At 37.3% G+C, this 15,238-nt stretch carries 12 protein-coding genes; 11 read left to right on the plus strand and 1 reads right to left on the minus strand.

Annotation, left to right across the window (positions count from 1 at the left end; translation table 11 throughout):
• Positions 1-285 precede the first annotated feature (285 nt).
• The 10 genes from V7124_RS11240 to V7124_RS11285 all read left to right on the plus strand — a co-directional run bounded on the left by V7124_RS11240 (position 286) and on the right by V7124_RS11285 (position 11,372).
• Positions 286-1,581, plus strand: coding sequence for an ABC transporter substrate-binding protein (locus tag V7124_RS11240; RefSeq protein WP_335489011.1), 1,296 nt, complete (start codon positions 286-288; stop codon positions 1,579-1,581).
• Between the two features lie 206 nt (positions 1,582-1,787).
• Positions 1,788-2,648, plus strand: a complete 861-nt coding sequence (locus tag V7124_RS11245; protein ID WP_335412454.1) for a carbohydrate ABC transporter permease — start codon at positions 1,788-1,790, stop codon at positions 2,646-2,648.
• Positions 2,648-3,466 carry a carbohydrate ABC transporter permease gene (locus tag V7124_RS11250; protein ID WP_335412452.1) on the plus strand — a complete coding sequence of 273 codons (819 nt, stop codon included), beginning with the start codon at positions 2,648-2,650 and terminating at the stop codon, positions 3,464-3,466. Before V7124_RS11245 ends, V7124_RS11250 begins: the two co-directional genes overlap by 1 nt.
• Before the next feature lie 102 nt (positions 3,467-3,568).
• The gene (locus V7124_RS11255; RefSeq protein ID WP_335489014.1) at positions 3,569-4,612 is read left to right on the plus strand and encodes a LacI family DNA-binding transcriptional regulator; all 1,044 of its coding nucleotides are present in this window, start codon (positions 3,569-3,571) and stop codon (positions 4,610-4,612) included.
• Between the two features lie 79 nt (positions 4,613-4,691).
• Positions 4,692-5,423, plus strand: coding sequence for a ThuA domain-containing protein (locus V7124_RS11260; RefSeq protein ID WP_335489016.1), 732 nt, complete (start codon positions 4,692-4,694; stop codon positions 5,421-5,423).
• 22 nt (positions 5,424-5,445) lie between these two features.
• Positions 5,446-6,486 (plus strand): Gfo/Idh/MocA family protein, encoded by a 1,041-nt coding sequence (locus V7124_RS11265; RefSeq protein WP_335489147.1) that lies wholly within the window; start codon positions 5,446-5,448, stop codon positions 6,484-6,486.
• Between the two features lie 60 nt (positions 6,487-6,546).
• Positions 6,547-7,515 (plus strand): sugar phosphate isomerase/epimerase family protein, encoded by a 969-nt coding sequence (locus V7124_RS11270; protein WP_335489019.1) that lies wholly within the window; start codon positions 6,547-6,549, stop codon positions 7,513-7,515.
• Between the two features lie 97 nt (positions 7,516-7,612).
• Positions 7,613-8,293 (plus strand): YesL family protein, encoded by a 681-nt coding sequence (locus V7124_RS11275; protein ID WP_335489022.1) that lies wholly within the window; start codon positions 7,613-7,615, stop codon positions 8,291-8,293.
• Between the two features lie 144 nt (positions 8,294-8,437).
• Positions 8,438-9,517 carry a Gfo/Idh/MocA family protein gene (locus V7124_RS11280; protein ID WP_335489025.1) on the plus strand — a complete coding sequence of 360 codons (1,080 nt, stop codon included), beginning with the start codon at positions 8,438-8,440 and terminating at the stop codon, positions 9,515-9,517.
• Positions 9,518-9,713: 196 nt separating this feature from the next.
• A complete protein-coding gene (locus tag V7124_RS11285; RefSeq protein WP_335489028.1) occupies positions 9,714-11,372 on the plus strand; it encodes a glycoside hydrolase family 13 protein in 1,659 nt (552 codons plus the stop codon).
• Positions 11,373-11,388: 16 nt separating this feature from the next.
• On the opposite strand, the gene V7124_RS11290 is transcribed toward V7124_RS11285, so the two are convergent.
• Positions 11,389-12,765, minus strand: coding sequence for an MATE family efflux transporter (locus V7124_RS11290; protein ID WP_335489030.1), 1,377 nt, complete (start codon positions 12,763-12,765; stop codon positions 11,389-11,391).
• A gap of 225 nt (positions 12,766-12,990) precedes the next feature.
• Here V7124_RS11290 and V7124_RS11295 point away from each other — a divergent pair, with 225 nt between their 5' ends.
• A complete protein-coding gene (locus V7124_RS11295; protein WP_335489033.1) occupies positions 12,991-15,228 on the plus strand; it encodes a sensor domain-containing protein in 2,238 nt (745 codons plus the stop codon).
• The last annotated feature ends 10 nt before the right edge of the window (positions 15,229-15,238 follow it).

The following is a 15,238-nucleotide window of genomic DNA, read 5'->3' on the forward strand; positions in this document are numbered from 1 at the left end:
GAAAATTAGAAGATAAAGAATTCTGTAAAAATGATGATAAAAAAAATATTGTGATTCTAGTAATGCTGTGTTAAGATAAATTCAATCACGTAGTGCAAACGTTTTCGTAAATATTTCATAGAGTTAAATTTTGTGTAATTACTAGTTGGATAAAGGGTTACCCAAATTTTATTTCTTTTAAACTATTATTGGAAGCGTTTACGCTATGTGCTTTTGCATGAATTTATGCAAACGAATTCATGGTGGGAAAACGATTAAAGACTTTATATTAGGAGGAAAAAAGGAATGAAGAGTAAAAAGTTTTATGCGGGAATTCTATCAACTCTCTTAGCATCTAGCCTTGTATTAGGTGGATGTGCATCTTCTAGCAGTAGCGAGAAAGAGGATTCAGGGGATAAGGTAACAGTTGACGTTTTCCAATTTAAAGTTGAGTTTAAAAAACAATTTGAAGATCTTGTAAAAAAGTATGAAGACGAAAACCCTGATGTCGATATAAATGTAAAAACAGTCGGTGGCGGAAATGACTACGGTGCATCATTAAAGTCAGCCTTCTCTGCAGGAGATGAGCCGGACATTTTTAACGTAGGCGGGCCGTCAGATGTTGAAGATTACAGAGAATGGCTGGCGGATTTATCAGAGACAAAATCAGCATCAGCCGCTCTTGAGGGAACACTTGATAGCGTCAAGGAAGGCGAAGAAGTTCTTGGCTTGCCGTTCAACCAAGAAGGTTACGGATATATTTACAATAAGAAAGTGTTTAAAGATGCTGGAATCGACCCAGCTACACTCAAAACATATGAAGATTTAGAAAAAGCGGTTAAAACATTAGATAGCAAGAAGAAAGAACTTGGCCTTGATGCAGTATTTGCGCTAGCGGCTAAAGAAACTTGGGTAATCGGTAACCACTTAGCGAACGTTTACATGGCTCCTGATTTCAACCATAGTGTTCTTGAAGCATTTAATGCAAAATCTGCACCATTCACAAAATCAGAAGAATTAAAGAGAATGCTTGACCTACAAGCTAAGTATTCAGTACAGCCCGTATTAAGCCTAGACTATTCTCAACAAGTTGAGCAATTATTCTCATTAGGAAAAGTTGCAATGATCCAGCAAGGAAACTGGACTTATAACTCTATCCTAGATATCGATCCAGAACACGCTGAAAAAAATATTGGTATGATTCCAATTCCTGTTGAAGGTTTTGAAGGAAAACTACCTGTAGGTGTTCCAATGTACTGGGCAGTAAATAAGAAGAGTGATGAAAAAGTAGTACAAGCTTCTAAGGACTTCTTAGATTGGATGTATACATCTGATGCTGGTAAAACTGCTGTAATGGAAGACTTTAAATTTATCCCTGCATATGAAGGTTATGACACAGCAAAAATTGCTGATCCACTTTCACAGGAAATTTACAAATATTCTTCTGAAGGCAACACAATTGGCTGGGTATTCTTAGGATCACCTATCGGTTGGCAGGAAGAAGTATTAGCTGTTAATATGCAAAAATATTTAAGTGGCGAAAGTTCTTGGGAAGAGGCAATAAAAACCGCACAAGAATCTTGGGAAAAATCACGTAAATAGTCTAGATTTATGTATTTGATTGTTTATTTTAATAGGTTGAACACGCTAGTAAAGTAATGTAAAAAGCTAACGAAGCGTAACTGATGCTTCGTTAGCTTCTTTAAAAACATTTTTATACTGGGTTATTAGCAATTAGATCAAATTTTGGCAGTACATTTTTAACTTACCGATATACACATGTCGGGAATTGTATTGGGGGGACTTAGGTGAGAAATCGGGATATATCGTTTTGGATTTTTGTGACACCAGTTCTTTTAGCTTTAGGACTAGTGGTCATCATCCCTTTACTCTATGGGTTTGTTTATTCCTTCACAAACTGGAATGGTCTTACCGCTGACGAGTTTTTAGGCTTTAGCAACTATATTGATTTATTTAAGGAAGAAGAATTCAGAGCTTCACTTTGGTTTACGATTAAATTTGCCGTTGTATCGGTCATCTTATTGAATGTCCTAGGTATGGGACTCGCCTTACTTGTTACACAAGGTCTAAAATCAAGCAACTTTTTAAGAACTGTATTCTTTATGCCTAACTTAATCGGCGGGCTTATTCTAGGATTTATTTGGCAGTTTATTTTTGTAAGTGCCTTTAGTAGTATCGGAGATTTACTGGGAATTGAAGCTTTAAAAGGTTGGTTATCTACTACAGAAACAGGCTTTTGGGGACTTGTGATTCTTAATTGTTGGCAGTGGGCTGGATACATTATGATTATTTATATTGCCTATTTGGAGAATATACCGGGTGACTTACTTGAAGCAGCAGAAATTGATGGGGCAAATAGCTTCCAACGATTCAAAAATATTATTTTTCCATTGGTTGCACCTGCCTTCACGGTAAGTATGTTTTTGACGGTTTCACACTCTTTTAAAATATACGATCAAAACTTATCATTAACAGGTGGAGGACCATTCAACTCCACACAAATGGTAGCGATGGAAATTTATAAAACTGCCTTTAATGAAAACCAAATGGCTTTAGCGCAATCAAAAGGAGTTATCTTCTTAATCCTAGTTGCAGCTGTAGCCTTGACAAATGTTTACTACAACAAGAAACGGGAGGTCGACTTGTAATGAAACAAAAGAAAAAAAGTCGTTTTTTACTTGAGATTTTCGGCCTTCTACTAGCTATTCTTTGGTTATCACCATTTTACTTAATGCTTGTAAACGCCTTTAAAACAAAAAGGGAAATTTTTACGGATGTGCTGGGAATGCCAGATGAATTTACCGCGGATAACTTTGTCGAGGCTTTTGATCATTTAGACTTTATTAGCTCTCTATTTAACTCCCTGCTTATTTCTGTTTTAGGTGTAGGGGTTATTATCCTGTTTTCTTCAATGGCAGGTTATGCATTAGCAAGAAATAAAAGTAAACTAAGTGGGATTATCTTTTTCCTTTTTGTTGGTGCAATGCTTATTCCATTCCAATCCGTCATGATTCCGCTTGTCTCGATCTTCGGCCAAGCTGAAATGTTAAATCGAGTTGGTTTAATCTTTATGTATTTAGGATTTGGAAGCAGCCTTTCCATTTTCTTATACCATGGCGCTATGACAGGTATTTCTATATCACTAGATGAAGCTGCATACATTGATGGAGCGAGCAAATTCCAAGTGTTTTGGCATATTATTTTCCCATTGTTAAAGCCCATTTCAGTTACTGTTGGAATTTTGAATGTAATCTGGATTTGGAATGACTTTTTATTACCATCACTTGTATTAAAAGAAGAGTCTGCGACGATTCCTTTAAAAATGTTCTTTTTCTTTGGACAATTTACAAAGCAATGGCATTTAGCCTTAGCAGGATTAACAATTGCAATTATTCCTGTAATCATTGCTTACTTCTTTGCACAAAAACAAATTATTAAAGGAGTATCTGACGGGGCTGTCAAATAGAGCTATAATAGGGTAATAGTTTGTTGTTTTTTTATAAATAGATAGAATTAACAACTTTAGTGAATGATTATCCATATATATAGCAAAAAAGGGGGAAAAGGGATGTCAGTTACGATTAAAGATGTTGCGAAAAAAGCCAATGTGGCTCCCTCAACTGTTTCACGTGTTATGTCTGATAGTCCAAGTATTAGTGAAAAAACAAAACGGAAAGTTCGTAAAGTTATGGAAGAAATGGGCTATCATCTTAATCTTAATGCTAGAACTCTAGTTCAGAAATCAACACAGACTATTGGGATTGTCATGAAGAATTCAACAAGCCAATCTCTGCTTAATCCTGTTTTTCCTGAAGTGTTAAGTGGAATAAGTGCTTTTTGCCATAAGCAAGGTTATAGTATGCTCCTCACCACAGGGGAAACAGAAGAGGACATCTTTGTTGATACGGTAAAAATGGTCCAAGGGAAACGAGTGGATGGCATTATTGTCTTGTATTCAAAAAAGGACGATAAAGTAGTTCCATTTCTCATGACGTCCGGAATTCCTTTCGCCGTGATTGGAAAACCTGTATATGAATCAAATAAAATGATGTATGTGGATAATGATAATGTTCAAGCTGCAAAGGATGCTACGGATTATGTCATCAAACGTGGGCATCAGCGGATAGGTTTTATCGGTGGAGACATCCGGTTCGAAGTAACAGAAGCGAGATTAAACGGTTATAAGGAAGCAGTAAGAGACGGTAATTTGGAAATTAATGAGGACTATATAAAAAACTTTCCATATGATCGGGACCTAGGATCACGAGCAATTAATGAATTATTGAATTTAGCAGAACCTCCCACAGCAATCGTCGTTACAGATGATTTAAATGCACTAATTATATTGTTAGCTTTAAAAGAACGTAATATTAAGGTACCAGATGACATTAGTATTGTGAGCTTTAATAACACGATAATTTCAAGTCTATCAACCCCTCCTTTAACTTCGGTAGATATACAAACGTTTCAATTGGGGTATGAATCGGCGCGATGCTTATTAGAACAGATAAAAGAACCAGAAACAATTAAAAAGAGTATTATCATCCCTGCAATTATAGTGGAAAGAGAATCATGTAAAGTGTACAACATGAAGAAGCCTCAAATTAATTGAAAACTGAGGCATTCGTGCATAAAATTACGCAAACGTTTGCCTAACATAAAATTATCTAGAATATAAGGAGAGGATAAAAATGAATGTATTGGTATGGAATGAAAACCGACATGAACAGACAAATACAGTGGTCGCAGAAAATTATCCAAATGGGATCCATGGAGCAATTGCCGAATTTTTAAAAGAAGACCAAATTAATGTTAAAACCGCAACGTTAGATGAGCCTGAACACGGTTTAACTGATGATGTATTAAATGAAACAGATGTATTAGTTTGGTGGGGCCATAAAGCACATAATGAAGTTAAGGATGAGATTGTAGAAAAAGTACACAAAAGAGTATTAGAAGGTATGGGCTTAGTTGTCTTGCATTCAGGCCATTTCTCAAAGGTTTTCAAAAAGTTAATGGGGACAGGCTGTGACCTTAAGTGGCGTGAGGCTGGTGAAAAGGAGCGCATTTGGGTGGTTGATCCAACACATCCGATTGCAGAAGGCCTTGGACAATACATTGAATTAGAGCAAGAAGAAATGTATGGTGAACATTTTGATATTCCTACACCAGATGAACTCGTATTTATTAGCTGGTTTGAAGGTGGAGAGGTTTTTCGCAGCGGCTGTACGTTCAAACGCGGACAAGGTAAAATTTTCTACTTCCGTCCTGGACATGAAACATATAAAACATATCATAATACAGAAATTCAAAGAGTAATTAAAAACGGTGTAAATTGGGCAAAACCTTCTAAAACTGCTACACCTGTATATGGAAACTCGAAGCCATTAGAGACTATCTCAGAAAAGGCAATAGTAAAATAAGCTAGTACGAAGGGGAGCGAAAATTATGACATTAAAAGTAGCTGTTATTGGATGTGGCAGTATTGCAAAACACCGCCACTTACCAGAATATCATGCACACTCTGGGGTCGAAATTACCGCGGTATGTGATATCGTTAGAACACGTGCGAATGAAATGGCTGAAAAATATAATGCCAAAGCTTACACAAGTTATGAAGTGTTATTTGCAAATGAAAAGATCGATGCAGTAAGTGTTTGTTTGCCAAATGCTCTTCATGCACCTGTATCGATTGCAGCATTAAATGCTGGATGCCACGTTTTATGTGAAAAACCAATGGCGACATCAAGAGAAGAAGCGGACCAAATGATAGACGCCGCTCACACTCATAACAAGAAATTAATGATTGCTCATAATCAACGTTTTGTGCCTTCCCATGTGAGAGCAAGGCAATTAATCGAAAATGGTGAAGTAGGTAAAATTTATAGCTTTAGAACCACGTTTGGCCACGGTGGTCCAGAAGGTTGGAGTGCTGACGGAAAAGATAGCTGGTTCTTTAAAAAAGAACAAGCTTTTATTGGGGCAATGGGTGACTTGGGTGTTCATAAAGCTGATCTTCTTCGCTATTTATTAGGAGTAGAATTTGTTGAGGTTGCCAGCTTTGTAGAAACAAGTGCAAAAGAAAACACAGATGTGGATGACAATGCTGTATTTATTCTAAAAACAGAAAACGGCATTATTGGAACACTTGCAGCTAGTTGGGCTTACACGGCGAGTGAAGACAACTCTACGGTGATTTACGGTGAAAAGGCGATTTTACGATTAGAAGATGATCCGAACTATTCCTTAATCGTTCAATATCGTACGGGTGAAGTGGTTCGCTATGAATTAGGAAAAATACAGTCTAACGATGAGGGTGGACAAAAGAATACACATGTAATTGAAAACTTTGTTTCTTCTATTGAAAATGATACGGTGCCTCCTATTAGTGGTGAGGAAGGTAAAAAGTCATTAGAAGTGATTATTGCGGCAATTGAATCTAATGAAAGTAAAGAGATTACCAAGATTTTTCAGGTGCAATCATAAGTAAATCAGTGAAACAGGATAATTTGTTGAATTTATATAATTGAATGGAGGTTAGTAATCTTGAAATTAGGTGTTTTTACCGTTCTATTTTCAGAAAAGTCATTTGAAGAAATGCTGGACCATGTACAAGCGTCTGGCTTAAAAGCTATAGAAATTGGCACAGGTTGTTATCCTGGTAATGCCCACTGCCCAGTAGATGAATTGCTAGAAAGCGAAGAAAAGCGAGCTGAATATCTTGAAAAAGTTCAATCTCGTGGTTTAACCATTAGTGCTTTCAGTTGTCATGGAAACCCCATTTCACCTGACGAGCAATTTGCAAAAGAATCACATGATACCTTAACCAAAACAATTAAGTTGGCAGCGATGATGAATGTACCGGTAGTGAATGCTTTTTCTGGTATCCCTGGAGACCAAGAGGGAGCGAAGTTTCCTAACTGGCCTGTAACACCATGGCCGAATGAGTATTCAGAACTCTTACAATGGCAATGGGAGGAAAAACTTATCCCGTATTGGAAAAAACAAGGTCAATTTGCTCAGGAAAATGGAGTAAAGATCGGCTTGGAGCTCCATGCAGGATTTCTAGTTCATACTCCTCATACGATGCTTAAGTTACGGGCGGCAACATGTGATGCTATCGGTGCAAATCTTGATCCTAGTCATTTATGGTGGCAGGGTATTGATCCAGTTGCAGCAATTAAAATATTAGGTAAGGAAAATGCCATCCATCATTTCCATGCAAAGGATACATATATAGACCAAGAAAATGTAAACATGTATGGATTAACAGATATGCAGCCTTATTCAAACGTGCAAACCCGAGCTTGGACTTTCCGTTCTGTAGGATATGGCCATAGTATTCAAGAGTGGTCTAATATCATAAGTGCCCTAAAAACATATGGGTATGATTACGTAATCAGCATCGAGCATGAAGATCCAATCATGTCAATTGATGAAGGTTTCAGTCGGGCAGTCAAAAATCTAAAAAGCGTGATTATCGAAGAAGCTCCATCCGATATATGGTGGGCATAGAATTGATATAAAAAGTGCCCCCTTTAAGTACACTTGTGTTTAGTCGATGAGACACACTTACTTGAGGGGGTTTTTATTTCAATATGGGAGGTCAAATATGAAGAATACTTCTGGTATGATGGGGGGATTATACCGCCTTTGTGATTGGTTTATGAGATTTAGTGTAGGCAATATACTATGGATGGTTTTTAATATTCCCATTGTGTTTATTTTATTTAATATACTATATGTGGAACAAAAAGGGGTCCAGTTCTTTTTACTAGTTCCTCTTATTATTTTGCTGCCACTTTTATTTTTTCCCGCAACGACCGCGATGTTTGCGTCTGCACGGGATTGGGTTATCAAGGACGAGAGTACCAGCTTAAAGCAATATTGGCGTTACTATAAAGAAAACTACATTAAAAGTCTAATGGGCGGTTTGGTTTTAACTGCTGTTTGGACCATCTGGGCTGTGGATTTCTACTATTTTAGTAAGGACAATGCCATACTTATGGGTATTTTCTTATTTCTAGGAATGGTGTTATTTGTTTTCTCGATCAACTTCTTTACAGTTATTTCACATTACCGCTTGAACTTACTGACTGCTTTGAAGAAAACCTTACTAATTACAATTGGAAGTCCGGTATTATTTTTAACGATTCTCATTAGCAGCAGTATCCTACTATATATTAGTTTAAATGTATTTTGGTTTTTGCTTCCTTTTTTTACAGGGGCATTAATCGCTTACTTATCATTTTCTGCATTTTATCGATATTATCTGAAAGTAATATCCGCTTGAGTTGGTGAAAATAACAATTTGTCCAAAAGGCAAAATAGTACATGTTTTAATTATATCATCTAAATCTTATAACTTATTTTCATAAAAAGATGGAATCAAATAAGGAATGTTTTGAAAAAGCAGGATAGAAAAGGAGAGTCAAAATTGAAGAATAAAGAATATCAATTAGTCATTGTTGGTTATGGCGGGATGGGAAGCTATCATGCGAAGCAGTTGCTCAAAGAAAACAAAAATATAAATGTTGTTGGAACATATGATGTTATGGAGGAAAGAAAAGCGGCTTCTATCACAGACGGCTATAAGGCATATGAAAGCTTAACTGCAGTTTTAGCCGATGATGACGTTGATTTTGTCCTCATTGCCACTCCAAACGATGTGCATAAAGAAATCGCAATCGCGGCCTTAAACGCTAAAAAACATGTCATTTGTGAAAAACCTGTCACCATTTACAGTGAAGAGTTAGTAGAAATCATGCAGGCAGCAAAATTGAATGACCGTACGTTTATAGTGCACCAAAATCGCAGATGGGATGAAGATTTTCTCACCATAAAAAAAGTATATGATGAACAGATTATTGGTGAGGTCTTTCATATTGAATCTAGGGTCCAAGGTGCAAATGGAATTCCTGGAGACTGGCGCCACCTGAAAGAGTTTGGCGGAGGAATGGTACTCGATTGGGGTGTACATTTGTTGGATCAATTATTATTTATGGTCGATAGTAAGATTACAAGTGTCTATGCTCAGTTATCTTATGTTTTAGGCGATGAAGTAGATGATGGATTTCAGGCATTTATAACTTTTGAAAACGGGACCACTTCTTTAGTGGAAGTTGGAACAACAAACTTTGTTCAACTGCCGCGTTGGTACACAAAAGGGACACAAGGAACAGCTGTCATCCATGATTGGGATATCAACGGTAAAATCGTGACTCAGAATCTTGGTGAAAATATAGAAGCTCCAAAACCAATTAAAGCTGGGCAAGGACTGACGAAAACAATGGCCCCTCCGTCTGAAAAAGCTGTCAGTACATTGGAATTGCCGAAAGTAGAAAAGACAATGGAAAGCTTTTATGACAATGTGGTTTCAGTGGTGGAAGGAAAAGCTGAACCAATCGTCAAAAATGACGAAGTGTTACGTGTCTTACAATTAATTGAAACAATTTTCAAAGCAGCCGAACTGAACGAAGTGATCAAGGATTTTGATAAAACTAGAAGTCATGTATGACTGACGAGAAATTAACGATTTGAAGCATTGAAAACAGCTAGTAACACTTATGTATTAGTAAGGACATTAGTGTTGCTAGTCTTTTGTTATGAACAAGATAACAGGTTTCGCAAAAACTTATTTGGGATCAGTTTTGATTGACCAACCAGTATCGCGAATGTGGTGGGTAAAGACATCAAAGAAAAGAGGTGCAGACATGAAGAAAAAATGGTGGAAAGAAAGTGTTGCCTATCAGGTATATCCCCGAAGCTTTATGGATAGTAACGGAGACGGGATTGGGGATTTAAAGGGAGTAACCTCCAAATTAGATTACCTGAAAGAATTAGGAATCGATGTAATTTGGCTGTCTCCAATGTACAAATCTCCTAATGACGATAACGGCTACGATATTTCCGATTATCAGGATATTATGGATGAATTCGGGACAATTACCGATTTTAATGAGCTGCTGGAAGGTGTTCATAGCCGCGGCATGAAGCTAATCCTGGATTTAGTGATCAACCACACAAGCGATGAGCATCCATGGTTTATAGAGTCTCAGTCTTCTAAAGACAGTCCAAAGCGAGACTGGTATATTTGGAGGGACGGAAAAGACGGGAAAGAGCCGAATAATTGGGAGAGTATTTTTGGCGGTTCTGCTTGGAAATATGACGAAACGACCGATCAGTATTTCTTGCATATTTTTTCAAAAAAACAGCCTGACCTTAACTGGGAAAATAAACAGGTTCGGAAATCGCTTTATGAGATGGTAAATTGGTGGCTTGATAAAGGAATCGATGGATTCCGTGTCGATGCGATCAGCCATATTAAAAAAGAAGAAGGTCTTCTAGATATGCCAAATCCTGAGGGCTTAAAGTATGTCCCTTGCTTTGAAAAAATGATGAATGTTGATGGTATTCATTCGTTCCTAGATGAACTAAAGGAAGAGACGTTTTCAAAGTACGACATCATGACAGTCGGCGAGGCAAATGGTGTAACGGTTGATGACGCAGCGGATGTTGAACAGTGGGTCGGCGAAAAACAAGGGAAGTTCAATATGGTTTTTCAATTTGAGCACCTTAATCTATGGGATGCTGAAGTGAAAAAAGAACTTAACATTGTCGAGTTAAAAGATGTTTTAACCCGCTGGCAAAAAGGTCTTGAAGGAAAAGGGTGGAATGCTCTTTTTATCGAGAATCATGACAAGGCACGTGTAGTCTCAACATGGGGAAATGACCAAGAGTTTTGGCGTGAAAGTGCAACTGCATTCGGAGCAATTTACTTCTTTATGCAGGGAACACCATTTATTTATCAGGGTCAAGAAATAGGAATGACAAATGTTAAATTTGATTCGATTGATGACTATAATGATGTATCTGCAAAAAACATGTACGCTTTGAAGAAGGCAGAAGGAATTTCCCATGAAGAAATAATGGAAGTGATTTGGGCTTCCGGTCGTGATAATTCTAGGACTCCTATGCAGTGGTCAGCAGAGAAAAATGCTGGGTTTTCTTCAGGCAGCCCGTGGCTTAAGGTTAACCCGAATTATAAAGAAATTAATGTTGCTTTACAGAAAAAGGATGAAGATTCGATACTGAATTTTTACAAAAAAATGATACAACTTAAGAAAGAAAATGAAGTGTTAACTTATGGCACGTACGATTTGCTGCTCGCTGAAGATCCACAGATTTTCGCCTATACCAGAACGCTTGGTAAAGAAAAGATACTAGTAATCGCGAACCTTTCTGTAAATCCAGCTGAAACTAGTAGTATTAACATTGAAAAATGTTATCTTTTATTAAATAATTATCAGGTAGCAGAGCAAGAAAATATGCACATTTTACAGCCTTATGAGACGAGAGTTTATCGAATGTAAATGTAAAAGACGATTTCTAATTTGAAATCGTCTTTTGTGCGCTTAGCTTTGGTTTAGAAAGCCGTTCCCACGGCTTTGAAAGCCATCGCCTTAAAGCAAAGCAGCCGCGCAGCCACTCATCTGCACCCTGAGCAAGCCAAATTCCTAACAGACCTAAGCCAAAATGAACACCAAAAAGATAGCTAAGAAGTACGGCTATTCCCCACATCGAAATAATGCCAATAACAACTGGAAAACGAACATCTCCTGCAGATTTTAAGGAGTTCATTAAGACAATATTCATCGCTCTCCCAGGTTCAACAAAGACAATAGCCCACAGGACAGGAAGTCCAACTATAATAATGGTGGGGTCCTCTGTAAATACATTTAAAATCGAACCCCCACCCATGGCGATGGCAAGTGAAGCTAGGGTTGATGCGACCATGGCGATTTTTAAGGTGCGAATTCCACGTTTTAAGGCACGGTCAAATTGTTTAGCCCCAATATAACGTGCTACTAACAGCTGAGTACCTTGAGCAATGGCGAGTGTAAACAAAAAACAAAGCATGTTAATATTCAAAATATATACTCTCGCCGCTAATGAGGCGGTCCCCATTGTAACAACAAAGCTAGTAATGACCACCTGTGATAATTGATAGGAGAGATTTTCTCCAGCTGATGGAATCCCAATTTGGAGCAATCCGCGGATATCATCCTTTTTAACATTGAATATGTCTTTGAAAACGATTTTTAAGGAAAGTCGGCGATATAACAAATAGAGCAGAGCGCAAACCGCAAAGGCACGTGCGGCAAAAATAGCCCAGGATACACCCGTCACGCCTGTAACCGGTAACCCAAAAATTCCTGTAGTGGCAACGATATTACCGCCAATACTAATCAAATTCATAACAATAGTAACCATCATTGATTCCTTGGTATATCCATAACTGCGAAGGATTGCACTCAAGGCGAGCGAGAGTGACTCGAAAAAGAGAGATAGTGCACATATTTGGACAAAGGTAAGTCCATAGTCAAACACCTGTCCATGAATATTATATAATCGAAGCATGGGTTCTCCTAAAACATATACAAGAATGGCTATGGATATTCCAAACCAGAAATTCAATCCAAATACGGAATATGATAATTGTCTGGCACGTTTAAGTTTTCCTGCCCCAAGATTTTGACTTATTAAAACCGTTGCACCGATGGAAGTGACGTTAAAAACCAAAATGAAGATATTTAAAAGTTGGTTGGCTACACCAACACCTGCTACTGCTTGATCGGAGTAATGACTTAACATGAGGGTAGCCACAATGCCCATCCCCATATGAAGGGAAAGCTCAATTAAGAGCGGCCAAGTAATAGTAAAGAGTGTCTGTTCTTGAAATTTAGTGTTTTTTTGTTCTTCCACGAAATTCTCCTATTTCTAAATGGTTTTATAAAATAAGTTATATTTTACTCTTAAATAGTTAATTAAGGAATAGGAAAATAATAGGCCCAATGTATCTATAGCAGCTATATGGATTCATACTATTAAGATACAAAACACTACTCCGGATATGAAAAATAATTCAATTGTTATATTGTAAAAAATTTGCTATTTTTAATGTATAACATACTAGAATTGGAGACAAACATGGTAAAAAAAGGTAATTTATATATGTTGTTATTAATCCTCTTCTTTTTTTTATTGGCCGCTTTTGAAGCAGCAGATATTGTATTTCCTGAGATGATTCATTCAATTAAAATAGTTAGTTATATTACTCTTACTATCTATATAGCTTCTACCTTCATCATTTTCTTCTTATTAAAAGAATATGATAAGAAAGCAGATGAATTTCAAAAAAATCAAAAAAAGATGGAAAATATATTTGATACTCTTGATGTTGCAATTTGGTCCCATGATATGAAGAATGACAGTTTACTAATTACTCCAGGGATTGAAAAGTTATACGGCTATAAAATGGAAAATTTTTACGAAGATACAAATCTGTGGAAAGAAGTAATTTATCCAGAGGATTTGTATGTTTTAGAGGATAGAGGACAGAAACTTGCAATGGGACAACCGGTTACTAGCCAATATCGAATCATACGACCAGATGGTGAAGTCCGCTGGATTCAGGATAGAGGGATTCCGACCATTGACCAAAAAGGTGATTTTGTAGACTTTAATAGTGTGTTATTCGATATTACTGACCGCAAAGAAAGTGAAGGACTTTATCAAAGTTTAGTAGAGATGTCACCCGATATCATTGCCGTTGTTTATAATGGGAAAATTGAATATATAAATGAAGCAGGCTGTAAATTAATTGGGGCGGATTGTCAGGCGGAAGTGATTGGCCAATCGGCTAAGAATTTTGTTTCTTCTCAAATTACAGATTTAATCAAGAGTAGAGTATTCTCTACAGATAAATTGGAAACTGAACGATTTCTTTTTGAATTTCAGGTAAGAAGAACAGACGGTGAAAGCATTGAGGTAGAGATGGCAGCAAGGACTATTCTCTATGAAGGTCGCTTTGCCGTTCAAGTAGTGGGCAGAGATATCACTCAACGGAAAAAATCGGAGCAAACCATTAAATTTATGGCCTATTATGATACTTTAACGGGGTTGCCAAATCGAAATCAGTTTAGATACCATCTAAATGAAATATTACACCATCAAGAGAATAAAACCCACGCTGTCATTTTCTTAGATTTAGATCGATTTAAAATCATCAATGATACGAAAGGTCACACGGTTGGCGATATTATACTTCAAAAGGTGGCAGCACGATTAGAAAACGCAGTTCAAAATGAAGGATTAGTATCTCGCCAGGGCGGCGATGAATTTATTATACTGTTAGAAGATAGTGAAAAAGAAAATGCATCACGAGTGGCTAAACGAATTCTTAATGAATTTTCAACCCCATTTGAAGTGTATAGTGACGAATTCTATGTTACCCCAAGTATCGGTATTAGTATCTATCCCACAGATGGAACAGATGAGGAAGCACTTATTAAAAATGCTGATACAGCTATGTACCAAGCTAAGGACCACGGAAAAAATACCTATCAATTTTACTCAAATAATCTCGATGGCATCTCAACGTGGAAAATGAAATTAGAGAACTGGTTGCGAAGAGCCTTGGAGCAGGAACAAATGACCCTTCACTATCAGCCCCAGTTTGATCTCCGTACAGGTCAAATTGTCGGGGTAGAAGCGTTGATTCGTTGGACTCATCCAGAATACGGATATATTGCTCCGGCTGAATTTATTCCACTTGCAGAAGAAACGGGTCTTATCGTGCCACTCGGAAAATGGATTTTAAGAAGGGCATTTGAACAGAGAAAGGCGTGGAAGGACGCTGGATATGAGGATTTCCCTATAGCAGTAAATGTTTCTGTACGGCAATTTCAAGATGAAAATATTCTCCCATTCATTTCTGAGATGATTGAGGAGGTTGGACTTGAGGCAAGTTATTTGGAACTCGAAATTACTGAAAGTCTGATGCAAAACTTAGATAACTCTACTATTATTCTGAATCAATTAAAGGATTTAGGCGTTCAGTTATCTGTGGATGACTTTGGGACAGGCTACTCGTCATTAAGCTATTTGAAACATTTACCGATTGATAAAATCAAGATTGATAAATCCTTTGTAGACGACATTATTTCACATTCTAATAAAGGAATGATGGTGAAGACCATCATTGATATGGGGATGAATTTGAAATTCTCTGTCATTGCGGAAGGTATCGAAACGGAAGAGCAGGTGAAATTCCTAACTAGGAACGCATGCCAAATCGGACAAGGCTATTACTATAGCGAACCATTATCTGCAGAAAAGTTTGAAGAATTTCTGTTAAAAGGGAATGTCCCTGCTCAATTGGAATGATAAAGAGGCG

The sequence above is a fragment of the Neobacillus niacini genome (assembly GCF_036961885.1).
Classification (GTDB): domain Bacteria; phylum Bacillota; class Bacilli; order Bacillales; family Cytobacillaceae; genus Neobacillus; species Neobacillus niacini_H.

Coding starts and splice junctions, on each gene's coding strand:
- V7124_RS11260 (WP_335489016.1), top strand. CDS start 4,692: ATGAATGTATTGGTATGGAATGAAAACCGACATGAACAGACAAATACA.
- V7124_RS11250 (WP_335412452.1), top strand. CDS start 2,648: ATGAAACAAAAGAAAAAAAGTCGTTTTTTACTTGAGATTTTCGGCCTT.
- V7124_RS11275 (WP_335489022.1), top strand. CDS start 7,613: ATGAAGAATACTTCTGGTATGATGGGGGGATTATACCGCCTTTGTGAT.
- V7124_RS11285 (WP_335489028.1), top strand. CDS start 9,714: ATGAAGAAAAAATGGTGGAAAGAAAGTGTTGCCTATCAGGTATATCCC.
- V7124_RS11240 (WP_335489011.1), top strand. CDS start 286: ATGAAGAGTAAAAAGTTTTATGCGGGAATTCTATCAACTCTCTTAGCA.
- V7124_RS11255 (WP_335489014.1), top strand. CDS start 3,569: ATGTCAGTTACGATTAAAGATGTTGCGAAAAAAGCCAATGTGGCTCCC.
- V7124_RS11295 (WP_335489033.1), top strand. CDS start 12,991: ATGGTAAAAAAAGGTAATTTATATATGTTGTTATTAATCCTCTTCTTT.